Source organism: Ottowia beijingensis (assembly GCF_042680925.1).
Lineage (GTDB): Bacteria > Pseudomonadota > Gammaproteobacteria > Burkholderiales > Burkholderiaceae_C > Ottowia > Ottowia beijingensis.
Genome location: NZ_JBHUEP010000006.1, coordinates 193,362 through 217,594, shown reverse-complemented (window position 1 = coordinate 217,594; position 24,233 = coordinate 193,362). Strand labels below are relative to the sequence as shown.

27 protein-coding genes are annotated in these 24,233 nt (G+C 68.8%); 13 read left to right on the top strand and 14 right to left on the bottom strand.

The window, feature by feature from the left end; all coding sequences use genetic code 11:
- Positions 1-16: 16 nt before the first annotated feature.
- Positions 17-610 (bottom strand): type II secretion system protein N, encoded by a 594-nt coding sequence (locus ACFSCU_RS08205; RefSeq protein ID WP_180549819.1) that lies wholly within the window; start codon positions 608-610, stop codon positions 17-19.
- Between the two features lie 72 nt (positions 611-682).
- Between ACFSCU_RS08205 and gspG the strand changes: the two genes are divergently transcribed.
- The 10 genes from gspG to ACFSCU_RS08155 all read left to right on the top strand — a co-directional run bounded on the left by gspG (position 683) and on the right by ACFSCU_RS08155 (position 10,640).
- Positions 683-1,126, top strand: a complete 444-nt coding sequence (gene gspG, locus ACFSCU_RS08200; RefSeq protein ID WP_180549820.1) for a type II secretion system major pseudopilin GspG — start codon at positions 683-685, stop codon at positions 1,124-1,126.
- Between the two features lie 187 nt (positions 1,127-1,313).
- Positions 1,314-1,757 (top strand): prepilin-type N-terminal cleavage/methylation domain-containing protein, encoded by a 444-nt coding sequence (locus ACFSCU_RS08195; protein WP_377560390.1) that lies wholly within the window; start codon positions 1,314-1,316, stop codon positions 1,755-1,757.
- Positions 1,754-2,110, top strand: coding sequence for a type II secretion system minor pseudopilin GspI (gene gspI, locus ACFSCU_RS08190; RefSeq protein WP_180549822.1), 357 nt, complete (start codon positions 1,754-1,756; stop codon positions 2,108-2,110). Before ACFSCU_RS08195 ends, gspI begins: the two co-directional genes overlap by 4 nt.
- Positions 2,111-2,177: 67 nt before the next feature.
- Entirely contained in the window at positions 2,178-2,861 is a 684-nt protein-coding gene (locus ACFSCU_RS08185) for a PulJ/GspJ family protein (RefSeq protein WP_257645636.1), read from the top strand.
- On the top strand, positions 2,858-3,826 hold the full coding sequence (gspK, locus tag ACFSCU_RS08180; protein ID WP_308645777.1) for a type II secretion system minor pseudopilin GspK: 969 nt from the start codon (positions 2,858-2,860) through the stop codon (positions 3,824-3,826). The genes ACFSCU_RS08185 and gspK overlap by 4 nt, the downstream gene beginning before the upstream one ends.
- Before the next feature lie 250 nt (positions 3,827-4,076).
- On the top strand, positions 4,077-5,294 hold the full coding sequence (gspL, locus tag ACFSCU_RS08175) for a type II secretion system protein GspL (RefSeq protein WP_180549824.1): 1,218 nt from the start codon (positions 4,077-4,079) through the stop codon (positions 5,292-5,294).
- A complete protein-coding gene (gspM, locus tag ACFSCU_RS08170) occupies positions 5,291-5,803 on the top strand; it encodes a type II secretion system protein GspM (protein ID WP_180549825.1) in 513 nt (170 codons plus the stop codon). Before gspL ends, gspM begins: the two co-directional genes overlap by 4 nt.
- A gap of 154 nt (positions 5,804-5,957) precedes the next feature.
- Positions 5,958-6,767, top strand: a complete 810-nt coding sequence (gene gspN / locus ACFSCU_RS08165) for a type II secretion system protein N (protein ID WP_377560387.1) — start codon at positions 5,958-5,960, stop codon at positions 6,765-6,767.
- Positions 6,768-6,891: 124 nt separating this feature from the next.
- Entirely contained in the window at positions 6,892-9,237 is a 2,346-nt protein-coding gene (gene gspD, locus ACFSCU_RS08160) for a type II secretion system secretin GspD (RefSeq protein ID WP_180549826.1), read from the top strand.
- Between the two features lie 2 nt (positions 9,238-9,239).
- Positions 9,240-10,640 carry a GspE/PulE family protein gene (locus ACFSCU_RS08155; protein WP_377560384.1) on the top strand — a complete coding sequence of 467 codons (1,401 nt, stop codon included), beginning with the start codon at positions 9,240-9,242 and terminating at the stop codon, positions 10,638-10,640.
- Between the two features lie 187 nt (positions 10,641-10,827).
- On the opposite strand, the gene ACFSCU_RS08150 is transcribed toward ACFSCU_RS08155, so the two are convergent.
- Positions 10,828-11,259 carry a pyridoxamine 5'-phosphate oxidase family protein gene (locus ACFSCU_RS08150; RefSeq protein ID WP_180549827.1) on the bottom strand — a complete coding sequence of 144 codons (432 nt, stop codon included), beginning with the start codon at positions 11,257-11,259 and terminating at the stop codon, positions 10,828-10,830.
- 69 nt (positions 11,260-11,328) lie between these two features.
- Entirely contained in the window at positions 11,329-11,628 is a 300-nt protein-coding gene (locus ACFSCU_RS08145) for a DUF1010 domain-containing protein (protein ID WP_172208106.1), read from the bottom strand.
- Between the two features lie 138 nt (positions 11,629-11,766).
- Here ACFSCU_RS08145 and ACFSCU_RS08140 point away from each other — a divergent pair, with 138 nt between their 5' ends.
- On the top strand, positions 11,767-12,798 hold the full coding sequence (locus ACFSCU_RS08140) for an integron integrase (RefSeq protein ID WP_377560381.1): 1,032 nt from the start codon (positions 11,767-11,769) through the stop codon (positions 12,796-12,798).
- 407 nt (positions 12,799-13,205) lie between these two features.
- On the opposite strand, the gene soxB is transcribed toward ACFSCU_RS08140, so the two are convergent.
- The 8 genes from soxB to ACFSCU_RS08100 form a co-directional block, all read right to left on the bottom strand.
- Positions 13,206-14,939, bottom strand: coding sequence for a thiosulfohydrolase SoxB (gene soxB / locus ACFSCU_RS08135; RefSeq protein WP_180549829.1), 1,734 nt, complete (start codon positions 14,937-14,939; stop codon positions 13,206-13,208).
- Positions 14,940-15,003: 64 nt separating this feature from the next.
- The gene (soxX, locus tag ACFSCU_RS08130) at positions 15,004-15,681 is read right to left on the bottom strand and encodes a sulfur oxidation c-type cytochrome SoxX (protein WP_333707167.1); all 678 of its coding nucleotides are present in this window, start codon (positions 15,679-15,681) and stop codon (positions 15,004-15,006) included.
- A 149-nt stretch (positions 15,682-15,830) separates the two neighbouring features.
- Entirely contained in the window at positions 15,831-16,643 is an 813-nt protein-coding gene (gene soxA / locus ACFSCU_RS08125; RefSeq protein WP_377560378.1) for a sulfur oxidation c-type cytochrome SoxA, read from the bottom strand.
- A gap of 86 nt (positions 16,644-16,729) precedes the next feature.
- Positions 16,730-17,041 carry a thiosulfate oxidation carrier complex protein SoxZ gene (gene soxZ / locus ACFSCU_RS08120; protein ID WP_180549831.1) on the bottom strand — a complete coding sequence of 104 codons (312 nt, stop codon included), beginning with the start codon at positions 17,039-17,041 and terminating at the stop codon, positions 16,730-16,732.
- A 147-nt stretch (positions 17,042-17,188) separates the two neighbouring features.
- The gene (gene soxY / locus ACFSCU_RS08115) at positions 17,189-17,647 is read right to left on the bottom strand and encodes a thiosulfate oxidation carrier protein SoxY (RefSeq protein ID WP_333707166.1); all 459 of its coding nucleotides are present in this window, start codon (positions 17,645-17,647) and stop codon (positions 17,189-17,191) included.
- Positions 17,648-17,739: 92 nt separating this feature from the next.
- Positions 17,740-18,807, bottom strand: a complete 1,068-nt coding sequence (locus ACFSCU_RS08110; protein ID WP_180549832.1) for a c-type cytochrome — start codon at positions 18,805-18,807, stop codon at positions 17,740-17,742.
- Positions 18,791-20,167, bottom strand: coding sequence for a sulfite dehydrogenase (gene soxC, locus ACFSCU_RS08105; protein WP_180549833.1), 1,377 nt, complete (start codon positions 20,165-20,167; stop codon positions 18,791-18,793). Before soxC ends, ACFSCU_RS08110 begins: the two co-directional genes overlap by 17 nt.
- A gap of 114 nt (positions 20,168-20,281) precedes the next feature.
- Positions 20,282-20,617 carry a hypothetical protein gene (locus tag ACFSCU_RS08100; RefSeq protein ID WP_257645638.1) on the bottom strand — a complete coding sequence of 112 codons (336 nt, stop codon included), beginning with the start codon at positions 20,615-20,617 and terminating at the stop codon, positions 20,282-20,284.
- On the opposite strand from ACFSCU_RS08100, the gene ACFSCU_RS08095 reads away from it, so the two are divergent.
- Entirely contained in the window at positions 20,616-20,768 is a 153-nt protein-coding gene (locus ACFSCU_RS08095) for a hypothetical protein (protein ID WP_377560374.1), read from the top strand. The genes ACFSCU_RS08100 and ACFSCU_RS08095 overlap by 2 nt on opposite strands.
- A 106-nt stretch (positions 20,769-20,874) precedes the next feature.
- On the opposite strand, the gene ACFSCU_RS08090 is transcribed toward ACFSCU_RS08095, so the two are convergent.
- Together ACFSCU_RS08090 and ACFSCU_RS08085 are read right to left on the bottom strand one after the other, a co-directional pair.
- Positions 20,875-21,372 (bottom strand): thioredoxin domain-containing protein, encoded by a 498-nt coding sequence (locus tag ACFSCU_RS08090; protein WP_377560371.1) that lies wholly within the window; start codon positions 21,370-21,372, stop codon positions 20,875-20,877.
- The gene (locus ACFSCU_RS08085) at positions 21,369-22,346 is read right to left on the bottom strand and encodes an MBL fold metallo-hydrolase (RefSeq protein ID WP_377560369.1); all 978 of its coding nucleotides are present in this window, start codon (positions 22,344-22,346) and stop codon (positions 21,369-21,371) included. The genes ACFSCU_RS08090 and ACFSCU_RS08085 overlap by 4 nt, the downstream gene beginning before the upstream one ends.
- Before the next feature lie 47 nt (positions 22,347-22,393).
- Here ACFSCU_RS08085 and ACFSCU_RS08080 point away from each other — a divergent pair, with 47 nt between their 5' ends.
- A complete protein-coding gene (locus ACFSCU_RS08080) occupies positions 22,394-23,503 on the top strand; it encodes a YeeE/YedE family protein (RefSeq protein ID WP_377560367.1) in 1,110 nt (369 codons plus the stop codon).
- A gap of 65 nt (positions 23,504-23,568) precedes the next feature.
- Here the strand turns inward: ACFSCU_RS08080 and ACFSCU_RS08075 are convergent, their stop codons facing one another.
- Entirely contained in the window at positions 23,569-24,174 is a 606-nt protein-coding gene (locus tag ACFSCU_RS08075) for a c-type cytochrome (RefSeq protein WP_377560364.1), read from the bottom strand.
- Positions 24,175-24,233: the final 59 nt, after the last annotated feature.

Below are 24,233 nucleotides of genomic sequence, written 5' to 3'. Positions count from 1 at the left end.
GCGGCGCCGGCATGGCCTACGGCTGCGGTGGCCGGGGTGTGGGCGCGATCGCGCCGGGCGGCACGCCCGGTGGCGGCAGGGTGCCGATGGCCGGCGTGAACGGCACCGCCCCCGGCGCCGGGCGCGCCGGCGCCACCGCATCGCCGGCCGACGAGCGCTGCGACAGCGGCGGCATCTCCAGCCGCGCCTCGCGGCCGTCGGCGGCAATCACCACCGCCTGCGGCGATACCGAGCGCACCGTCCAGCCGCCCTCCACCCCGTCCAGCGTGGCGCCCACGCGCACCGGCCTGGGCGGCTTGCCGTCCACAGCGATCAGCGCCGCGCCGCGCCCGTCGTGCGTCACGATGCCACGCAGCGCCAGGCGCCCCACCACATCGGGCGCCGGCGCCGCGCTGGCTGCCGGGGCCTCGGTGGCGCCCAGCGCACGCGCCACGGTGCGCGTGTCCACCGTCACGCCACCGGGCGGCGGGCCGCCGGCCACGGCCGCATCGGGCCGCATCGGGCCGCTGCCCAGGCGCAGCCCCCAGAACAGCGCGCTGCCCGCGGCCAGGGCCCAGATGGCCAGCGTCAGCAGGCCGGCCGTCAGACGGGGAGACAGGCGCCCTTTCATGGGCGTTTCGGCAGGCTGCGTGTCATGATGCGGCGATTATCATTGAAGCGAATTCGCTCCCAGGCCGTACCCATGACCGTTTCGCGCCCCTTCGTTGCCCGCCTGCGCCGCGCCGCCGGCTTCACCCTGATCGAGCTGATGGTGGTGCTGGTCATCATCGGCGTGCTGGCGGCGCTGATCGTGCCCAACGTGCTGGACCGCACCGACGACGCCCGCGCCACCGCCGCCCGCACCGACGTGCACAACATCATGCAGGCGCTCAAGCTGTACAAGCTCGACAACCAGCGCTTCCCCACCGCCGAGCAGGGCCTGCAGGCGCTCATCGCCCGGCCCACCACGGCACCGGCACCGATCAACTGGAAGCCCTACCTGGAAAAGCTGCCCAACGACCCCTGGGGCCGCCCCTACCAGTACCTCAACCCCGGCATCAAGGGCGAGGTGGATGTGATGAGCTTCGGCGCCGACGGCGCCAGCGGCGGCGACGGCAAGAACGCCGATATCGGCAGCTGGCAGTGATCCCGCGCGCGCCTTGCGCGCGCGGCTACGACTCCCCATGACCGCGAACGCGCGCCCTGTCCCAAGTCCGGCGTGCAGCGTCTGCCCGTGCCACGGCATGCCGCGGCCTGGTCGAGCGGCCGCGGAGCAGGCCATTCCAGCGGTCGCCGCGGAGCGGGCTTGGCCCGGCCGCTGGCGGCGTCCCCCCTTGGGGGGAAGGCGCGCAGCGCCTCAGGGGGGATTCACCTTGATTGAATTGATGGTTGTCGTGGCCATCATCGCGCTGGGCACGGCCGTCGCCTCGCTGGCGCTGCGCGACAACGAGGGCGCAGTGCTGGCGCGCGATGCCGAACGGCTGGCGGCCCTGCTCGAGACGGCCCGCGCACAGTCGCGCGCCGCCGGCGTGCCGGTGCGCTGGCGCAGCACAGCCAGCGGCTTCACGTTCGACGGCCTGCCGGCCAGCGCCGCGCCGCTGCCCACGCACTGGCTGGATGCGCAAACGGCCGCCATCGGCAACGCCCCGCTGATGCTGGGGCCAGACCCGATCATCGCCGCGCAGGCCGTGGTGCTGCACCGCGCCGGCACCAGCCAGCCACTGCTGCGCGTGGCCACCGATGGGCTGCGACCGTTCAGCGTGGAGCAGATCCAGTGAGCCCGGCGCGCGGCTTCACCCTGGTGGAGGTGCTGGTGGCGCTGGCCATCACCGCTATCGCCCTGGTCGCCGGCCTGAAGGCCACCGCCGCGCTGACCGACAACGCCGACCGCCAGGGCGCCGTGCTGCTGGCCCAACTGTGCGCCGAAAACACCCTGACCGAGCTGCGCCTGGCGCGCCAATTGCCCGGCGTGGGCGATTTCAACAGCGACTGCACGCAGGCCGGGCGCAGCCTGCAGGTGACCCAGACCGTGCGGCCCACGCCCAACCCGCGCTTTCGCCGCGTCGACGTGACGGTGAACGAGCGTGGCCATTCCGTGGTGCGCGTGACCACCATCGTGGGCAACAACTGAGATGCGGAGCACTTGCTTTTTGATAGCTACCTGCGCTCGCCAGACGGGCGCTGGAGCCCGATTTGGCTTGAAATCCCGTGGCTTCACCCTGATCGAGGTGCTGGTGGCCCTGAGCATCATGGCCGTGATGGCCGCGCTAACCTGGCGCGGCATCGACGGCATGGCCCGCGCGCAGGCCGCCACGCAGCGCTACACCGACGACGTGCTGACCTTGCAGGCCGGGCTGACGCAGTGGCGCGCCGACCTTGACGCCATGATGACCTGGCCCAACACCGACGGCAGCAACCCTGCGGGCCCGGCCGGCCAGCGCAGCCTGGCCTGGGACGGCAGCGTGCTGCGCATCACCCGCATGCTGACCGACACGCCCGCCGCCGGACTGCGCGTGGCGGCCTGGTCGCGCCGCGCCGGCGACGGCCAGTGGCTGCGCTGGCAGTCGGCGCCGGTGCGCTCGCACCATGCCTGGCTCGACGCCTGGGACGCCGCCGCGCGCTGGGCGCAGAACGGCGCACCGCCCGGCCCGCAGCCCGGCGGTGCGCAGGCCGTGGCGCTGCTGGCGGCGCTGGACTGGCAGCTGCACTACTACCGCGCCAACGCCTGGACCAACCCGCTGTCCAGTGCCTCGGCCGGCTTGGGCGACACCCACGCCCTGCCCGACGGCGTGCGCCTGATGATCACCCTGGCGCCGGGCCAGAGCCTGGCCGGGCCGATGGTGGTCGACTGGGTGCGGCCCGACTTCGGAGGCCGGCGGTGAAGCGCGCAACCCATGCCCAGCGCGGCGCCGCCCTGCTGGCCGCCATGATCACCGTGACGCTGGTCGCCACCCTGGCCGCCGCGGCGCTGTGGCGCCAGTGGCGCGGCGTCGAGGTCGAGGCCGCCGAGCGCGCCCGCGTGCAGTCGGCCTGGCTGCTCACCGGCGCGCTGGACTGGAGCCGGCTGATCCTGTCGGGCGACTACAGCGAGGACGAGCGCAAGCGCCAGATGGTCGATCACCTGGGCGAGCCCTGGGCCGTGCCGCTGGCCGAGGCGCGCCTGTCCACCTTTCTGGCCGCGGGCGAAAGCAGCAGCGACACCCACCGCGACGCCTTCCTCTCGGGCGAGGTGACCGACCTGCAATCGCGCCTGAACGTGATGAACCTGGCGGTCGGCGATGCCAACGGGCGGCAGGAGGCCTACCTGCGCTTCCAGCGCCTGTTCGAGCTGCTGAACCTGCGCAACGCCGAACTGGCGCTGCTGCGCGACAACCTGCAGCGCGCCGCCGACGCCATGAAGGCCGCCGCCCCCGACGGCAACGACGCCCCGCTGCTGCCGCGCCGCTTCGACCAGCTGGCCTGGCTGGGCCTGTCGCCCGAGTCGCTGCAGGTGCTGCGTCCCTACCTGACCGTGCTGCCGCTGGAAGGCAGCGCCGCCACCAAGGTCAACGTCAACACCGCGCCCGCGCCCGTGCTGGTGGCCGCGCTGGGGCTGAACCCGGCCGACGCGCAGCGCCTGGTGGGCGAGCGCGAGCGTGACTTCTTCAAGGACCTGGCCGACGCCCGCCTGCAGCGTGCCGACACCGCCTGGGCCGGCGTCAACTCCAGCTTCTTCGAGGTGCGCGGCCGCCTGCGGCTGGACGACGTGGCGCTGGAAGAGGTGTCGGTGGTGCGCCGCACCGGGCGCAACCGGGTCAGCACCCTGTGGCGCGAACGCGCGGCGCTGAGCGTGCCGGTGGCGCGCTGATACCGTTTGGCGTTCAAAACGATGGCAAATGACAAATGACCGCGTCTGGCGGCGCATGACCTGGCCGCTGGCGCGGCCTCGATGACGCGCGCTGCGCGCGCATGACAAAAGCGTCATGGCGCCCTCATCGAAGGCGAAGCCAAGGTCATTTGTCATTTGTCATTCGTCATTTTTGAAAGCGCCTAGGCATCAGGAGTCACCGGCGCCCCGTGGCGCCGTCACACACGCCACCTACAATCGCGCGACCCCCATGAGCCTGCTGCTGATCACCCTGCCGCCCGGCCCGCCGGGCAGCTACGCCTTCGCCACGTCGACCGACGGCCAGACCCTGTCCGGCCACGGCAGCGCCGCGGCGTCGCTGCTGCCCGCGGCGGGGCGCGGTGTCGAGGTGGTGGCCGTGGTGCCGGCGGCGCAGCTGTCGTGGCACCGGGTCGATCTGCCCAAGGGCGCCGGGCCCGGGGCACCGCGCCTGCGCGCCATCCTGGTCGGCCTGCTCGAAGACCACCTGCTGGACGATGCCGACCAGCTGCACTTCGCCGTCGACCCCGACGCCGCGGCCGGCGGCTCGGCCTGGGTGGCGGTGTGCAGCAAACCCTGGCTGACCGCCCACCTGCAGGCACTGGACGCCGCCCAGCGCCCGGTGGCCCGCATCGTGCCCGAGCTGCACCCGCGCGCCGGCGCGCCGCACCTCACCATCACCGGCGAGCCCGAGCGCCCCACGGTGCTGATGAGCGGCGACACCGTGCCCGGCAGCGCGCAGGCGCTGCCGCTCGGCCCCGGCGCACTGGCGCTGCTGGCCGACGCCGACGCCGACGCTGCCGAACCCGAGGTGCTGGCCGAACCCGCCGTGGCCGAACTGGCCGAGCAGACGCTGGGCCGGCGCGTCACCATCGCGGCGCCCGCCCAGCGCCTGTTGGCCGCCAGCCGCACGCGCTGGGATCTGGCCCAACTCGACCTGGCCCGCACCGGCCGCGCCCGCGCCGCCAAGCGCGCCGGGGCGGCGTGGCGCGACTTCCTCTACGCCCCGCTGTGGCGCCCCGCCCGCTGGGGCCTGGCGCTGCTGCTGCTGGCGCACCTGGTGGGGCTGAACCTGTGGGCCTGGCGCACGCAGCAGGAACTGCAGGTGCGCCGCGGCCAGATCAGCCAGGCGCTGACCGAGACCTTTCCGAACGTGAAGGTGGTCGTCGACGCCCCCGTGCAGATGAGCCGCGAGGTGGCCGCGCTGCGCCAGGCCACCGGCGCCGCCTCGGCCCGCGACCTGGAACCGATGCTAGAGGCTTTTGGGCAATCAGCGCCCGCCGGCACAGCGCCGACAGCTATTGAATTTGCAGCGGGCGAGCTGCGCGCCAAGGGCGTGCAGGTGGCCGCCAGCCAGCTGGCCGAGGCCAACCAGCGCCTGCGCCCGCTGGGTTACCAGTTGCAGTCCGACGCCGACGCGCTGGTGCTGCGCGAAGGGGCCGCACCATGAGCCGGCCGCCGCGTTCGCCCAACCCATTGGCCGCCGCCTGGGCCCGGCTGGGCGCGCGCGAGCGCCGGCTGGCGGCGCTGGCCGCCACCGTCGTCGGCCTGGCGCTGCTGTGGTGGCTGGGCCTGGCGCCGGCGCTGCGCACCCTGCGCGAGGCCGACAGCCAGCGCGCCGCCCTGCAGGTGCAGGCGCAGCAGATGCAGCGCCTGAAGACCGAGGCCGAGGCGCTGAAGGCGCTGCCGCGCCTGTCGCGCGACGAGGCGCTGCGCGCGCTGGAAGCGGCCGTCAAGCAGCGGCTGGGCGCCACCGGGCAGTTGAGCGTGGTGGGCGACCGCGCCAACGTGGCGCTCAAGGAAACGCCTGCCGACGCGCTGGCCCAGTGGCTGGCCGATGCGCGCATCAACGCCCGCGCCACCCCGGTCGACGCGCGCCTGACCCGCGGCGCCAACACGGCGCCCGGCGCGCCGGTGCTGTGGAGCGGCACGCTGTCGCTGAGCTTGCCGGGCCAATGAAACACCCCCTGAGTCGCCTGCGGCGCCTTCCCCCTCAAGGGGGACAACGCCAGTGGCCGGCGCAGGTCCGGCCACGGCGTTTCGCGCATGGCCTGCTCCGCGGCCTTTCGAAAGTTGACGTTGCCAGCGCAGCAGCGCGCGTGGAGCAGTCTGCATGACCGCCCTGCGTCGGCGCCCCGCTGCTGCGCCCGCGGTCCGCGCACCGTGGGGTTGGGCGGTGGCGGGCGTGCTGATCGGTGCGGCTTTCATGCTGGTCACCCAGGCGCCGGCGCGCTGGCTGGCTGCGGGGCTGGCGCGCGCCACGGGCGGCATGCTGCTGCTGACGGAGCCGCAGGGCAGCGTGTGGTCGGGCTCGGCCCGGCTGGTGCTGACGGGCGGCGCCGGCAGCCAGGACAGCGCCGCCCTGCCCGGCCGCGTGCAATGGCGGCTGACGCCCGCGCTGCCGGGCGTTCAGGCCCAGGTGACGGCCGATTGCTGCACAGCCGGTGCGCCGCTGCGCCTGCGCGTGGCGCCGCGCTGGGGCGGCGCGCGCGTGGCGCTGGCCGATGGCCAGTCGCAATGGCCGTCGGCCCTGCTCACTGGCCTGGGCACGCCGTGGAACACCCTGCAGCCCGAAGGTGAACTGAGCCTGAGCACCCAGGGCCTGGCTGCCGAATGGCTGGCCGGCCGGCTGCAGGTGGACGGCCGCGCGGAGGTCACGGCGCGCCACGTGTCGTCGCGCCTGTCCACGCTGCGGCCCATCGGTTCGTACCAGCTCAAGCTGAGCGGCGGCCAGGCCGTGGCGCTGGATCTGTCCACGCTCGAAGGCAGCCTGCGCCTGTCAGGCAGCGGCCAGTGGGTGGGCGGGCGCCTGCGCTTCAACGGCGAGGCCAGCGCCGCGCCGGGGCTGGAGGCGCAACTGGCCAACCTGCTCAACATCATCGGCCGCCGCCAGGGCGACCGTGCCATCATTTCATTCGGCTGAGCACCCCCCCTAAGCGCCGCCCCGTCTCTCCTGTATGGCTTTTTTACATCAATCCAGACGCCTGCGCCCCGTGCAGGATGACCCAACTGCTACAGTCGCCATAGCTTGCCAGGCTGCTGACCCGATGCTCCGTGCTCCTCATCACCCCCACCCGCCGGCGCCTGCGCGCTGGGGCGTGGCCGTGGCCGCCGCGCTGGCGCTCGCGCTGGCGGGCCCTGCGCAGGCGCAAACCACCGCCTCCGACAGCGCGCCCGCGGCGCGCAGCGGCGGTAATGTCACGCTGGATTTCGCCAACGCCGAGATCGACGCCGTGGCGCGCACCATGGCCACCATCACCGGCCGCAACGTGGTGGTCGACCCGCGCGTGAAGGGCACCATGACGCTGACCAGCACCGCGCCGGTCAGCCCGGCCGAGGCCATGCGCCTGTTTGGCGCCCAATTGCGCACGCAAGGCTTTGCGCTGGTGGACAACCGCGGCATGGTGCTGGTGGTGCCCGAGTCCGAGGCCAAGCTGCAATCCGCCGCCGTGTCGGCCGGCGCGGTGCGCGGCGGCGGCCAGATCCAGACGCAGATCTTTCGCCTGACGCACGAGAACGCCAACAACCTGGTGCCGATCCTGCGCCCGCTGATCAGCCCCAACAACACCATCAACGTCAACCCCGGCACCAACGCGCTGGTCATCACCGACTACGGCGACAACCTGCAGCGCCTGGGCCGCATCATCGCGGCGCTGGATGTGTCCAACGCCACCGGCGTCGAGATCGTGCGCCTGCGCCACGCGGTGGCGTCCGACCTGGCGCCGCTGGTGGCGCGCCTGATTGAATCCGGTGGCGGCGGCACGTCCGCGGTGGCGCAGGGCGTGCCGGGCCAGCCCGGCGTGCCGCCCGCGGCCATGGGCGTGGCCACGGGCAGCGGCGACGGCTACCGCACCACGCTGGTGCCCGAGCCGCGCAGCAACGCCATCATCGTGCGCGCCGCCAACCCGGCGCGGCTGGCGCTGGCCAAGACGCTGATCCAGCAGCTCGACCAGGCGCCGCAGGCGCGCCCCGACGGCGGCAGCGGCAACATCCACGTCGTCTACCTGAAAAACGCCGACGCCACCAAGCTGGCCGTCACCTTGCGCGCGGCAATGGCGGCGCTGCCGGGGCAGAACAACACGGCGGGCGGCGGCGCGGCCGGGGCAGGCGGTGGCGCGTCCGGCACCGGCGGCCTGACGGCCAGCCAGCCATCCCAGAACCTGGGCAACACGAGCAACAGCGGCCGCGGCACCGGCATGGGTGGCCTCAACAGCGGCCCCAGCATCAACGCCGCTGGCGGCAACCAGCCTTCCACCGGCGGCCAGATCCAGGCCGACCCGGCGACCAATTCGCTGATCATCAGCGCCCCCGAGCCGGTGTACCGCGAGCTGCGCGCCGTCATCGACCAGCTCGACCAGCGCCGCGCGCAGGTGTTCATCGAAAGCCTGATCGCCGAAGTCAACATGGACCGCGCGGCCGACTTCGGCGTGCAGTGGCAGGCGTTTGGCCAAAGCGGCAGCACGGTCGGCGTCATTGGCACCAACTACTCGACCGGCCGGGGCAGCGGAACCGGCAACTCGACCAACATCTTCGACATCGCGGCGGCGGCGCTGGGCTACCAGAACACCGGCAACGTCAGCAGCCTGGCGACGGGCCGGCCCAATACCGGCTTCAACCTCGGGCTGGCCACGCGCGCGCTGGGCGTGCTGGCCAACTTCATCCAGAGCACCGGCGCCGGCAACGTGCTGTCCACCCCCACGCTGCTGACGCTCGACAACGAAGAGGCCAAGATCATCGTTGGCCAGAACATGCCCTTCGTCACCGGCAGCTTCACCAACACCGGGGCCACGGGCGGCACCACGATCAACCCGTTCCAGACGTATGAGCGGCAGGACGTCGGCCTGACCTTGCGCGTGCGCCCGCAGATCAGCGAAGACGGCACCATCAAGATGGTGATCTACCAGGAATCGTCCAACCTTCAGGCCACCACCGAGGCCGGGCCCATCACGCGCAAGCGCGCCATCGAATCGAGCGTGCTGGTCAACGACGGCGCCGTCGTCGTGCTGGGCGGCCTGCTGGAAGACCAGTACACCTCCAGCGTCGACAAGGTGCCGGGACTGGGCGACGTGCCGGTCATCGGCAACCTGTTCAAGAGCCAGAACCGCAAGCTCACCAAGACCAACCTGATGGTCTTTCTGCGCCCGGTGATCGTGCGCGATGCCGCCTCCACCGAGAGTTATTCGCTCGACCGCTACGAGCTGATGCGCTCGGCACAGCAGGGCAACCAGCCCCAGCCCAGCAGCGTGCTGCAGATCAACCAGGCGCCGGTGATGCCGCCCGTGGTGCCCGCCAGCCCCGATGCTTGGTCGCGCCCGGCGCCGCCGCCGCCGCTGATCAACCCCGCCGCGGGCGAGGGCAACTACTACGGCGGCACCACCATCACCAAGCCGTAGCCATGCGCTACCCGCTGCCCTACGCCTTTGCGCGCACCGCGCGGCTGCTGCTGGAAGACGATGGCCAGGCGCTGACGCTATGGCACGACGGCCGCCCCGACGCCGGCCATTTGAGCGAAGTCATGCGCCGCTTTGGCGCCGCGCAGCAACCGCTGTCGCTGCAACAATCCGACCCGCACACGCTGGCGCAGCGCATCAGCACCGCCTATTCGCAAAGCGAATCCAGCGCCGCCGCCGTGGTGAGCGAGGTCGAATCCGACGCCGACCTGTCGCGCATCATGCAGGAGCTGCCGGCCGTCGAAGACCTGCTGGAATCGGCCGACGACGCGCCCATCATCCGCATGCTCAATGCCCTGCTCACGCAGGCCGCACGCGACGGCGCCAGCGACATCCACATCGAGCCGTATGAGCGCCACAGCAGCGTGCGCTTTCGCGTCGACGGCGCGCTGCGCGAGGTGGTGCAGCCCAACCGCGCACTGCACGCCGCGCTGATCAGCCGGCTGAAGATCATGGCCGACCTGGACATCGCCGAAAAGCGCCTGCCGCAGGACGGCCGCATCAGCCTGCGCCTGGGCACCCGCGCCATCGACGTGCGCGTGTCCACCATCCCCAGCGCGCACGGCGAGCGCGCGGTGCTGCGCCTGCTCGACAAGAGTGAGAGCAAGCTGAGCCTGGAAGCGGTGGGCATGCAGGGCGCGGTGCTGCAAAAGTTCGAGCGCCTGATCGCCCAGCCGCACGGCATCATCCTGGTCACCGGCCCCACCGGCAGCGGCAAGACCACCACGCTGTACGCCAGCCTGGCGCGGCTGGACGCGCACCGCAACAACATCATGACGGTGGAGGACCCGATCGAATACGACCTGCCCGGCGTCGGCCAGACGCAGGTCAACCCCAAGATCGAACTGGACTTCGCCCGCGCCCTGCGCGCCATCCTGCGGCAAGACCCCGACATTGTGATGATCGGCGAGATCCGCGACATCGAGACGGCGCAGATCGCCATCCAGGCCAGCCTGACCGGCCACCTGGTGCTGGCCACCCTGCACACCAACGACGCCGCCAGCGCCGTCACCCGGCTCATCGACATGGGCGTGGAGCCTTTCCTGCTCAGCTCATCCCTGCTTGGCGTGCTGGCGCAGCGGCTGGTGCGCAAGTACTGCACCACCTGCGGGGGCAAGGGCTGCGACGCCTGCGGCGGCACCGGCTACGCGGGCCGCACCGGCGTGTTCGAACTGCTGGTGGTCGACGACGACATCCGCGCCCAGGTGCACGGCCAGGCCCCCGAGGCCGACATCCGCGCCGCCGCCCTGGCCAAGGGCATGCAACTGATGCGCGACGATGGCGAGCGCCTGATCCAGCAGGGCATCACCAGCCGCGAGGAAGTGCTGCGGGTGACGCGGGATTAGAGGCCTTTTTGGCCTTCAGCGCCCGTCTGACGTGCGCAAGAAGCTATTATTTTTGTAGCAAACTGCGGGCCGGAATCAGGGGCGGAGGCTGCGTGCTCCCGCGAACTCCTGCGCTGGCACCGCAACTGCGCGTTGATGCGAACGTTTGAATGAAGCGGCCGGTACTCCGGTCCGCTTGCATGCTGGGTTAGACATCGCTGCTCCTCTGAACGCCATACGTTTGCATAGCAGACGCTACCTGCGATTTCTCTGTTGTTTCGGCGGTATAGAGGCGATAACTCGGGGCAATGATTGGCTCCACTGAGACGGCCTGAATGACGAAGACGGAGCGAATAGGAAACTTCGCACCGGCCATAGCTTCCAGCGGCGTAGACCACTTAGAGAAATCGGCGTCGGATCTTCTTATATTCCGCGCGGTACCGATGACCTTGAATCCCTTTTGAACAAAGATATCGACGAAGCTGATGCAAACACGAGAATTGACTTCGATGTTGCGTTCACTCGTTGGCGATGCAATGTTTGCAACTACGATGTGCTGAGAGTCGAAGGCAGCAAATATCTCCTTCGGGGAGACGTTCGGCTGACCCGTTTCGTCGACGGTGGCAAGCCAGCACAGCACGCTGCGACTGGTTTAATCCAGGACTTCAGAGGTGAGCATGAGGCGGCCGGATGTTTGGATTTGTGATGTCTAACGGCCAAAGTAAGCGGCTGGCCGTAGGCCAGTCCGCTTGACTGCAGAGTTAGACCCGAAGGCCAAAAGGGAGCGCCTGGATTTGAAGACGGGCGCGACCCACAAAAAAACGCTGGGCCACGGAAGCGGCGCAGCGCTGCAAAAATAATAGCTACTGGCGCTTGAGTGGCAAGCGCTAGAGGCCAAAAAGGCTACAACCTGACGCAGCGAATGCGCGCGAAGCCCGGCGCAGCACCCAAACCCCAAAGGAGAAACTTTTGAGAAAGGCGAAGCGCTGGAATGAATAGCGGCCTGCATAAATTGGGGTGTCTGCGGGACTAACTTGATTTATACAGCGAATCCGCGTCATATCGGTTAACCCGACACGCTTCAGCGGAGCCTGAACGCCATCGTACATCCTTGCTGCACCGGCGCGCAAGCATTTATACTGTAAAAATGACCAGTTTAACTACATCTCCGCCGAAGTTGCTTGACCAGTTGCGTTCGGCGGCGCGTTATCGGCACTTTGCGCTGGCGACGGAGAAAGCCTATGCGCATTGGGTGAGGGCGTATGTTCGCTTCCATGGGTTGCGGCATCCGCGCGAGATGGGGGCGCCAGAGGTTGAGGCGTTTCTCACGCACCTGGCTGAAGTCCGACAGGTGTCTCCGTCCACTCACAAGCAAGCCTTGGCGGCGCTGCTGTTTTTGTATCGCGAAGTGCTGAAGATGGATTTGCCGTGGATGGCCGAGGTGGGCCGGCCACGGGCGGTGCGGCGCTTGCCGGTGGTGCTGACCACCGACGAATTGCAGCGCACGCTGGCGGGGCTGGAGGGCAGCCCGCTGCTGCTGGCGCAGTTGCTGTACGGCACCGGCATGCGGGTGATGGAGGGCTTGCGGCTGCGCGTGAAGGACGTGGATTTTGACCACGGCGCCATCGTGGTGCGCGAGGCCAAGGGCGGCAAGGACCGGGTGGTGATGTTGCCCGTGACGCTGCGCGAGCCGCTGCGCCTGCACATGGCGCGGGCGCACGCGCTGTGGGCGCAAGACCGGGCAGACGGCGTGCCGGGGGTGGAGCTGCCGCATGCACTGGCCGCCAAGTACCCGCGCGCCGGGGAGAGCTGGGCATGGTTCTGGGTGTTTCCGCAAGCCGTGCTGTCCACCGACCCGCGCAGCGGCGTGCGTCGGCGCCACCACGGCTATGCCGACACCTTCAGGCGCCAGTTGAACCGCGCCATGCGTGCGGCGGGCATCACCAAGCCGGCCAGCCCGCACACCCTGCGGCACAGCTTTGCCACGCACCTGCTGCAGCGCGGGGCCGATATCCGCACGGTGCAGGAGCTGCTGGGACACGCGGATGTGAGCACGACGATGGTCTACACCCACGTGCTGAAGGTGGCGGGCGGCGTGCCGAGCCCACTCGACACCCTGATGGACAGCCGGCCGCCGCCTGCGGTGACGGTGCAGCAGCTGAACGAGATGCCGCTTTAGCTACTGTTTCAATAGCTGCTCGCGCTTGCTGTTTGGCCGCTATGGAGGGTTTTGAGCATGAATGCATGCGATGGCAGGACAGCCCGGTGGCCCGGGCAAGCCAGCGCCGTTGGTGCGGCGGCTGGCAGCGCTGGCGGGTGTCAAGGGAGATGCATGTCTGCGCATGCAGGCGAATCCATATAGGGAGTATATGGCTTTAGCGCCCGTCAATAGAGCGCTGGCAGCCACCTATGCAGGGAGTATATGAAAACGTCGCGACAACGAAGACCCGCTTGCGGGGCCAGCCCGGAAGCTGGGCTTCGCTGCGCTCAACGCCAGCCTACCGGACACGTTCTGCCCCAACAAAAACCCCGCAGCGCTTGTGCACGCTGCGGGGTCAGCTATTCAAAGAATAGCGTTCAGGCGCTTCAGCCAGCGTAGCCCGGGTTGGGCAGGCCGCCGGTCAGCTTGGGCTGGTTGAGCTGGCGCGGCGATACCTTGCCGCCGCGGGCCTTCAGCCATTTCTCGACCAGCTCCCACACCATGGGGTTGCCGGCCTTGGCGGCGTCTTCGGCCACGGGGGCCCAGCCGGCGACCTTGTAGGTCTTGTCGGCGTCGATGAGCTGGCCCTTCAGGCGCATGTCGCTGATGCGCTTGCCGGCGCCGGCGGTGGGGTCGCACGCATAGGTGAGGCCGCCCACGCGCACCATGTCGCCGCCCTGCTGGTAGTACGGGTCGGGGTTGAACAGGTTGTCGGCCACGTCTTCCAGCACGGTCTTGATCATGTCGCCCTTCATGTCGGTCAGGGTGGCATAGCTGTAGGTGGTGGCGGTCATGTCGAGCAGCCATTCGCGCGTGATGGGCTGGCCGGGCAGCAGCGTGGTGCCCCAGCGGAAGCCGGGCGAGAAGGCCAGGTCGGCGCCCTGCACGTCCATCAGCGCGTCGACGATGAGCTGGTCGCCGGTGCCGTTGAAGTTGCCGCGGCGGTACAGCGTGCCTTCGGTGACGGCCAGTTGCTCGGCCAGCTTGGCCTCGTAGGGGCCGCGGATCTTGGTGATCAGCGTGTCCATGTCCTTGTCGGCCGGCAGCATGTTGGCGAACACGGGCAGCAGCTTGTAGCGGTAGTCGGCTACCTTGCCGTTCTTGACGTCGAAGTCGAGCACGCCGAGGAACTTGCCGTTGCTGCCGGCGTTGGTCACCAGCGTCTGGCCCCCGGCGTTCTTGACCACTGTGGCCACGGGCATGCCGTCGTGCGTGTGGCCGCCCATGATGGCGTCGATGCCGCGCACGCGGCTGGCCATCTTCAGGTCCACGTCCATGCCGTTGTGGCTGACGACGACGACGACCTGCGCGCCCTTGGCGCGCGCTTCGTCGACCACCTTCTGCATGTTTTCGTCCTGGATGCCGAACTCCCACTCGGACACCATGTAGCGCGGGTTGGCAATCGGCGTGTAGGGGAAGGCCTGGCCGACGATGGCCACGGGCACGCCGTTCATCTGCTTGATGACGTAGGGCTTGAACACCGGGTCGCCGAAGTCCAGCGTCTTGATGTTCTGCGCCACGAAGTCGACCTTGCCGGCGAAGTCCTTCTCGACGATTTCCTTCACGCGGTCCATGCCCAGGGTGAATTCCCAGTGGCCGGTCATCACGTCGACGCCCAGCAGTTTGCAGGCGTCGACCATGTCCTGGCCGTTGGTCCACAGCGAGGTGCCGCTGCCCTGCCAGGTGTCGCCGCCGTCCAGCAGCAGCGCGCCGGGGCGGCTGGCGCGCATGCGCTTGACCAGCGTGGCCAGGTGCGCAAAGCCGCCCACCTTGCCGTAGCGCTGGGCGGCCTGCTCGAAGTCGAGGTAGGTCAGCGCGTGCGCCTCGGCGGTGCCGAGCTTCACGCCGGCGGCCTTCAGCAGGTGCTCGCCCACCAAGTGCGGCAGCTTGCCGTTCATCTCGGCGATGCCCAGGTTCACACTCGGCTCGCGGAAGTAGATGGGCTTGAGCTGCGCGTGGCAGTCGGTGATGTGCAGGAAGGACACGTTGCCGAATTTGGGGATGTCGTACAGGCCTTCGGCGGCCGTCTGGGCGCTGGCGTTGGCAAAGTGGCCCAGGCCCATGCCGGCGGCGCTGGCGGCGCTGAGCACTTGCAGGAATTCGCGTTTGGTGAGGTTCATATCAGCACTTACTGATGTATGTGAGACAAAAAAGCCCGGCCTGGCCGGGCTGAAGGGACAGGGTTTACTGGTTGACCGGCGACTTGGGATCGAGCAGCAGGGCCACCAGGTGGCGCACCTGATCTTCGTTGAGGATACCCATGTGGCCGGCGCGCGGCATGTTGGAGCAGGCGTTGTAGGCCTTGCTATTCCAGATCTTGCCCCAGGTGTACTTCACCATTTCCTGCGCAGCGGGGCTGTTCGGGTCGGTCACGCCGCGAATCTTGCCGAAGTTGTACAGGCTGGTGCCGATGGTGCCGAAGGAGATTTCCTCCTTGGTGATCTGGTGGCAGTTGTAGCAGTTGCCGCCGTTCACGGTCTTGGCCGTGTCGGTCCAGGTCATGCCGCGGCCGCTCTGGGCAATCTTCTCGCCCTCGCGCCAGTCGCCCAGGAACTTGCCGTCGGAAGGCCACTTGATGGCCTTCATGTTCAGCTCTTCGATGCGCTTGGCGGTGTCCCCGTCCAGCGGCTTGCCGGCCACGTCGGCGGCGTTGCACAGGCGCGTGGTCTCGTCGTCGCGGAACACGTCGGCCACCTTGACGATGCCTTTGTCGTGGAAGGATTGCTTGACGATCTGCTGCGTCAGCGCGTCGAGTTCGGCTGCCGACTGCGTGCTGCCGCCCGCCGAACCGCCACTGCCGGCGCAGCCGGCCACCAGGGCCGCCGCGGCGACCAGCGCCAGAATGTGTTTGCTCTTGCTCATGACGACATATTCCTTTCAGAGATCCGTTGCGCTTTCAACCAATACCGATGGCCGCGGAGCAGGCCACGCCAGAACGCCGTGGAGCGGGCTTGGCCCGGCCACAGGCGTTGTCCCCTTGGGGGGAAGACGCCGAAGGCGGCTCAGGGGGGTCATCTTTTGATGGTGGGAACGGCGGACTTGTCGCCCTTGGCGTTCACGCCCAGGTACACACCCAGCGCCACGGTCACGTCGCTGGCGAAGTCGGGCTCGGGAAAGCGCTGCTGGCGGTAGCAGTCGTTCAGGCGGTGCTGCATGCTCCACATCTGCCCGTTGGACACGCGGTAGGCCGGCCAGGCGGCAAAGCCCACGCCGTCGCCGGGCGCCTTGGTCAGCAGCGGCAGATCCTGCAGGCGGATGCGCTTGCCCTCTTCGCCGTGGCACGAGGCGCAGGCAAAGTCGTGCGGGCCGCCGCGCTGGAAGAACAGGCGCTTGCCCACCTCGTACATGGTGCGCTCCTGCGCATGCGACTGCGGCAGGTTGAAGGCCATGCCCTTGGACTGCGCGGCAATCCAGGTAGCCAGCGCGGTGGTGTTGGCGCGCTCGCCACGGCCCCACTGGCCCTTGATGATTTCCTTGGGGTCGATGCCCTGCAGCGTCTGCATGCAGGTGATCAGGCGCGACTCCAGATCCTGCACCTTGTTGGTGTCCTTGAAGTGGCGCGGCAGCTCGACGAAGGCGCCCTTCACCACGCCCGGGCCCTTGCCCAGGTCGCATTTCTCCAGCGAGGCGTTCTTGGGGCCGCGCGGTTTCTTCCACAGCTCTTCGCCCTTGGCCTCGAACAGCTCGGCCGGGTTGCCGTCCTGCAGCATCTCGCGGTATTCCTCGATCGCCTGGATCGAGGTCTTCTCTTGCGCCAGTACGGCGCCACTGGACGCCATCAGGCCGAGTGCGGCGACCGCCAGAGAGAGCTTTCGTATTTGCATCCTGCTTGTCTCCTCGTGATGCAGAAAAAGGAAAGGCGGGCGTGGGGCCTGTTCACGCCCGCCTTGTGGGGACGAAGATGAAGCGCTTACGACACCGTGGCTTCGTCGGTGCGGGATTCGCCCTTGTTGTCCTTCCAGGTCACGGCGATCTTGTCGCCAGCCTTGGCGCCCTTGATGGCGAACTGCAGGAAGGGGTTCTTGGACACTGCGGGGCCCCACTCGCAGGAGAACACGGGCTTGCCGTTCAGGCTGGCCGTGACGTCCTGGATGTGCCATGCGGGCACCAGCTTGCCGGAAGCGTCCTTGCGCTGGCCGGACTCCATCTCGTGGCTCATGAGCACGCGCACCGTGGCCTTGTCGCCAGCGGCCTGAGCGCGGATTCGCATCGGATCTGCCATGTCTTTTCTCCTAATTCAATCTGTGATCAAAAACGTTCAAGAGGCCGCGGAGCAGGCCGCCCGGAAGCGCCGTGGAGCGGGCTTGGCCCGGCCACTGGCGTTGTCCCCTGGGGGAAGGCGCCGCAGGCGACTCAGGGGGGGCATCATCTAGCCGCCGCAGCCGCCCAGGGTGACCTTGACTTCCTTCTTGGCGTAGTGCGCCTTGCCGTCGGCGGTGATGGCCACGGCGTAGACGTCGGAAGACTCGCCCATCTTGGCGCGGGTGGCAAAGCTGGCGTCCACCTCGGGCGTCACGTTGAACACGGCGACCAGCGCGTTGGGGTTCTTTTCGACCAGCAGCAGCAGCTGCTTGACGTTGGGCAGCGTGCTGGCCACGGCCAGCGGCACGACGGCGCCGTTCTCGGCGATGTCGGGCGCGGTCAGCGTCACGCCGGCGTCAGCCGCGGGGGCGCCGCTGGCGCCCAGTGCCTTGAGGGCGTCGTTCAGGCTCTTGGCATCGAAAGCGGCCTTGTTGAAGGCCAGCGCGTATTGCGGGAACAGGCCGGTGCCGGCCAGCAGACCCGCCACCACGGCGCTCTGCTTGAGGGTTTGTCGACGTGTCTGCATCGTACTTCTCCTGTAAATAAGTGAATGCTAATGCTTGAGCGGAAAGCGCACATGGGGAAAATCCCCAGCACACCCCGAAGGGTGTGCGGTCGTCACCGGCTGGCGCCGGCCGCCAGCCAGGCGGCCATGGCCTTGGTGTCCTCGTCCGGCAGGGTCTGCGGCGGCATGGGGATTTCGCCCCAGACGCCGGAACCACCGGCCTTGATCTTGCCCGCGAGGTAGTCGGTCTTGCCGTTGTACTTCTTGGCGATCTCGACGAAGCTCGGGCCCACCAGCTTGCCGTCGATGTTATGACAGGCGGTGCAGGCGTGCTTTTGCGTCAGCGCAATGGCGGCGGCGTTCGGGCTGGCGGCGCCACCCACGGGGCCGACCACCTTGACCGGGCCGGCGGCATCGCCCAGCTTGCCCTCGGCCTTGCTGGTGTCGGAGCCGCGCTGCGGGCCCACGGTGCGGTTCTGCTCGCGCAGGTTGCCGTGGGCGTCGCGGGCGTGCTCGGGCAGGCGCGAGGAGATCTTCAGCTCGGGGCAATTGGTCATGCAGGCGGTGCCCACCACGTCGGGCTTGGCGGTGCCGTTCAGTTCCTTGCCCGGCCACATGGCGTGCGCGGTGGTCATGCCGTTGCGGTTGGGCATCTTCTGCTGCACTTCGGCGATGTTCTTGTCGGACAGCGTGAAGTTCTCGGGCACCACATGGGCCAGGTTCAGCAGGAAGGCCGTGACGGCGTACACCTCGTCGGGCTTGAGCGACTTGGGCCGATCCCAGGGCATGGCGCGGTTGATGTAGTCCCACAGCGTCGAGACGGTGGGCACCTTCATCAGGCTGGTGCGGCCGGGGTAGTCGGTGCGCGTCAGGTTGGCCACGCGGCCGGTCTTCACGTCCTCGGCCGTGGTGCCGCCCACCAGCGGGGTGAACACCGAGTTGGATTCGGCGAAGAAGCCGTGGCAGCTGGCGCACTTGCTTTCCCAGATGTCCTGGCCGGCGGCGACCGAGCCGCTGCCGGGCGGCAGGCCCTTGAAGTCGGGGCGCACGTCGATGTCCCAGGCCGCCACTTCCTTGGGCGTGGCGGCGCGGCCGATGCCGGGGAACTTGTCCTGCGCCAGCGCCGGCAGGGCAAAGGCGGCCAGCAGCAGCGTGGCGAGCGCTTTACGAGAGCTGGACATTCTTCACCTCGCCGTTTTCCTGCACCAACCACGACTGGATGGCATTGTTGTGATAGATGGAGCGGTTGCCGCGCACGTCGCGCAGCTGCTTGTAGTTGGGTTGCACGTAGCCGGTGTCGTCCATCGCGCGGCTCTGCACGATGGTGGGCTTGCCGTCCCACACCCAGTCGAGGTTGAAGCGCGTGAGGCACTTGTCAAGCACCGGCGTCTCGAGCCGCGCATTGCGCCAGCTGCGCCCGCCGTCGACGGACACGTCGACGCGCTTGATCTTGCCGCGGCCCGACCAGGCCAGGCCGCTGATGTTGTAGAAGCCCTTGTCGAGCAGCACCTGGCCGCCCGAGGGCGTGGTGATGACGCTCTTGCACTCCTGGATGCTGGTGTACTGGCGGTGCGTGCCGTCGGGCATCAGGTCGACGTAGTGGATGGCCTCGTCCTTCGTCGCCCAGGGCTGGTCGCCCACTTCGACGCGGCGCAGGTATTTCACCCAGCTCACGCCCTGCACGCCCGGCACCACCAGGCGCAGCGGGTAGCCGTTCTCGGGGCGCAGCATCTCGCCGTTCTGGCCGTAGGCGACCAGCACCTGGCCGCTGGTGACCAGACTCATGGGGATGGTGCGCGTCATGCTGGAGCCGTCGGCGCCTTCGGCCAGCACGAATTTGCCGCCCTTGAGGTCGGCGCCGGCCAGCTCCAGCAGCGTGATCAGCGGCACGCCGGTGAACTCGCTGCACGACAGCATGCCGTGCGTGTACTGGCAGGTGGGCACGGCCACGTTGCCCCACTCCATGCCGGTGTTGGCACCGCACTCGATGAAGTAGAAGCGGCTGACGCTGGGCAGGCGCATCAGTTCGTCCATGGTGAACACCTTGGGCGTCTTGACCATGCCATTGACCATGAAGCGGTGCTGCGCCGGATCGACGTCCCACCAGCCCTGGTGGTGGCGCTCGAAGTGCAGGCCGCTGGGCGTGACGATGCCGAACAGCGACTGCAGCGGCGCGAACGACACCGACGACTGGGTGGATTGCGTCAGGCCGGGGCTCTGGCGGCGCTGCACGTTGCCCTCGAACTTCGAGGGCAGGCCGTAGCCGTCGGTCACCACGGGCTGGCCCAGGCCGGTGCTGTGCGCCGGCAGGTTCAGGATGGCCGGGTCGCCGTCGGCGGCCGCGGTCTGCGCCGTGGCGCGTGCGGCAGCACCACCGGCCAGTGCGGCGGCAAAGGCACCGCGGATGAAGTCACGCCGGCCGCGCTTGCCCTCGGCAAACACGGTGCGGACACCGGTCTGGTCGAGAAAGCTCTCGGGCGCCTTGCGCAGGCGCCCGCGGTCCAGGCTGGCTGGAGCGGGTTGAAGTTGGTCGTCTGCCATGGGTTTGAAAATTTGTATATGCGCAAGCGCTGATATTAACGCTGATTGACCCTGCCACGGGCCGGGGTTATCCCGAGGGCGACAGCACTTGACGGCGCGGCAGAACGGCAGCAGTCAATCCGCGAAGCGGTAGTGGTCGCGGTTGAGCACGGCGGCGACCGAGGTCACCTCTTCGGGGAACAGGCCCAGGTTCAGCTCGGTGTTGCACTGCTCGACCATGCCGCGCAGCAGGCCCGCGGTGTTGATGCGCCCCTTGGGCCGGTAGATGGCGTTGCCGGCGTCGGCCCACTTCTTGGCGTGGCACTCGCTGCACTTGTTCTCGGCGATCAGCTTTTCGCCCAGCTTCAGGTCGGCCTCCTTGAAGATGGCCGGGCCTTGCGCGGCAGCGCCCAGGCTGACGCCAGCCAGCGCGGCCAGTGCCAGGGTGCGGATGCGGGGAAGGTGCTTCATGCTGGTCTCCTTGGTGCAGCTTGCGGGGCAGCCCGCTTCAGGGCCGGACTCTGTTTTTTATAGTGGCCTGCGCTTGTCTGCAAACAATTTCAAGACAAAAGTATCTGAAATCGTTGTATATCAAGCGCTGGCAGCTATCTTTTTTGCTTGATCATCACCAAGTCTCAGAGGGGGCGCGGACCGCATCCGCTGTGTGGGAGCGGGCTTGCCCGCTCCCACAACACGGTCTGAGACTTGTTTTCAATGTACCCAACCCATCAACCGGCCGCCACCGCCTTGCGCGCCTGCGTCAGCCGGTTGTCCAGGTAGGCGGCGTAGAAGTCGGGCGAGCCGCCCACCAGGCGCTCGGCCACTTCCTTGCCGCCGGGGCCCAGGAACAGCACCGTCGGCGCGATCTTCACGTCCCAGCCGCTCACCAGCGAGTTGTGCGTGATGGGCTCGCCCTGCAGGGTGCGCGTGCCCGCGGGGCTGAGCATGTCGACCTGCACCACGTGCAGCCCCTCCTGCGCGCGCATCGGCGCCAGGTAGTTGTTGCGCACCTCGTCGCACCACGGGCAGCGGTGCAGGCTGACCATGACGACCAGTGGCTGCCGCGCCTTCAGCGCACGGGCCAGTTCGTCCTTCAGCGAGGTGGACAGCGGCAGCTTGCCCGCCGCCTGCACGCTGCCCGCGCCGGCGCCCAGCACCAGCGCGCCCAGCGCCTGCAAACCCCGGCGGCGCGAGCAGCGCAGGTGATCGTCGGCGTTCACGTTCATTCCGGGTCGTGCTCCATCAGCAGGTAGGTGTTGTAGGCGTTCATGCGGTTGGCGGGGCCGAACAGCGGCAGGTGCTCGTACTGGCTCCAGTCGGTGGCCTTGTAGGCTTCGTCGAAGGGCGTCATGTCGCGCGCGGCGGCGCCCATGGTCTTGCGCAGGTAGATGAGGTAGTCGCGCGTGAGCTGCATGTCCTTGCGCGCCTCGGTGGAGACCGGGCCGTGGCCGGGGATGATGACGCTGGTGTCGAAGGCCAGCAGCTTGTCGAGCGAGACGATCCAGTTGCGGCTGTCGGCCTGGCCGACAAACGGGATGCGGCTGCGGAACACCAGGTCGCCCGCGTACAGCACCTTGCGGCCCGGCAGGTACACCGCCAGGTCTTCGGGCGTGTGGGCGGGGCCCACGGGCTGCAGCACCAGTTGCGTGTCGCCCAGCGCCAGCTCGCGGCGGCTGTCGATCCACTCGGTGGCGGCGACCAGGCGGGTCTTGTCGTCGATCCACGGCGCCAGCTCGTCGCGCGAAGCCTGCAGGCGCAGGCGCGCGGTGTCGGCGTGCAGGTATTCGCGCCCGGCCTGGTGCGCGATGATCTTGGCGCCGGCCTGCTCGAACACCTGCAGGCCGTACACGTGGTCGGCGTGGTAGTGCGTGACGATCACGTGCGTCACCTTCTGCGGCGTGACCTTCCTGATCTCGGCCAGCAGGCGCTCGGCCAGCGCGGGCGAGCCCAGCGCGTCGACCACCACCACGCCGGCCGAGGTGACGATGAAGCCCGCGTTGGAGATGAAGTTGGCATTGGCCGGCGAGCCCAGCGCCGACAGGCCCTCGACATACCAGCAGCCGGGCGCGGCCTCGCGCGCCGTCATCTCGGGCGGAGCGGCCTGCGCGCCGGCGTCCGAGTAGCGCGCCCACGCCATGCCACCGAAGGCCACGCAGGCGCAGCGCTGAAGAAGTTGACGGCGATCAATCACAGGCTGCATCATCCGCTCTTACTATTCATAAGTTATTGCTGAATTAATTATTGGCCATGGTGACGGAACTGGCAAGCTGGGTGGAAACCTATGGCACCGCTTCGGTGCTGGCAGTGGGCGGCGCCTTCATCGGCGTGCTGTTCGGCTTCTTCGCGCAGCGCTCGCGCTTTTGCCTGCGCGCGGCGGTGATCGAGTTCTGGCACGGCAAGTTCGGCGAGAAACTCTCGGTCTGGCTGCTGGCGTTTTCCAGCGCGCTGATCCTGGTGCAGGGCTTGATCCTGCTGGGCTGGCTGGACGTGAGCAGCGCGCGCCAGCTGGCCAACCGCGGCAGCCTGTCGGGGGCGCTGGTGGGCGGGCTGCTGTTCGGCGTCGGCATGATCATGACGCGCGGCTGCGCCAGCCGGCTGCTGGTGCTGTCGGCCAACGGCAACCTGCGCGCGCTGCTGTCGGGGCTGGTGTTCGCCGTCACCGCGCAGGCCGCGCTGGCGGGCAGCCTGGCGCCGCTGCGCACCGAAATCTCCGGCTGGTGGACGGTGGACGGCGGCGCCGCACGCGACGTGCTGGCGCGCGTGGGCGCCGGCAACGTCGACGGCCTGGTGTTCGGCCTGCTGTGGCTGGTGGTGGCCATCATCTTCTCGGTGCGCAGCGGCAACCGGCTGTGGATGTGGATCGGCGGCCTGGGCACCGGCCTGGCCGTGGCAGCCGCCTGGTGGTTCAGCTACGCGGTGTCGCAGGCCAGCTTCGACGCGGTGCAGATCCAAGGCCTCACCTTCAGCGGCCCCTCGGCCGAGTGGCTGATGCGCGTGCTGGCCAGCCCGGCGCCGGCCTTCGGCTTCGACGCCGGCATGCTGCCGGGCGTATTCGTGGGCTCGTTCATCGGCGCGCTGGTGGGGCGCGAGTTCAAGGTCGAGGGCTTCAAGGACGGCTACAGCATGGCGCGCTACATCGTCGGCGCCATGGCCATGGGCTTCGGCAGCATGCTGGCCGGCGGCTGCGCCGTGGGTGCGGGCATGACGGGCGGCGCCATCTTCGCCCTCACCGCCTGGCTCACGCTGCTGGGCATGTGGGCCGGCGCCGGGCTGATGGACCGCGTGCTGGCCGAGCCGGTGCACACCGCGCAACCGGCCACGCAACAGGCGCCGGTGGTGGTGCCGGTGGCCCCTTGAAGATTACTGGTCAAATCGGCCTTCAGCGCTTATCCAGCAAGCGCTGGCAGCTATCGATTCAGTAGCTACTTGCCGGTCAGGTATTCCGCCACGGCGGCCATCTCGAGCGCGGTCATCTTCTCGACCACGGTGTGCATCACCGCGTTGTCGTTGTTGCGCTCGCGCTTGTTGAACTGCTTGAGCTGGTTGTCCAGGTACGCCGCGTGCTGCCCGGCCAGGCGCGGCAGCGCGTTGCTGCCGGCACCTTCAGGGCCGTGGCAGCTGGCGCACGAGGGCACGCCGCTGAACTTGTTGCCCTGGTGGTAGATGTACTGGCCGACGGCGGCGAGCTGCGTGTCCTTGGCCGCCTCCTTGTGCGCCGGCCGGCTGGCGTAGAACTGGCCCAGCGCCGCCATGTCCTCGGGCGAGAGATCGGTCACCATGTTGGCCATGGCGCTGCTCTTGCGCTTGCCGCTCTTGAAGTTTTCGAGCTGCTTGGCGATGTACTCGGCGTTCTGCCCCGCCAGGCGCGGAAACACCTCGCTGGCCGATTCGCCCTCGGCGCCGTGGCACAGGAAGCACGAGCCGCCGATGATCTTCTTGGCGCGCGCCTCGTCGGCGTGGGCGGGCGCCAGGCTCGCCACCATCAATGCCGCCAGAACCAGAACGGGGCCGAAGGGCTGTGTGCGCATGAAGTGAACCTCGAAAAGTCTTTCATCAAAAAGGGGCGCCATGCGCCCCGGTTGCAGTG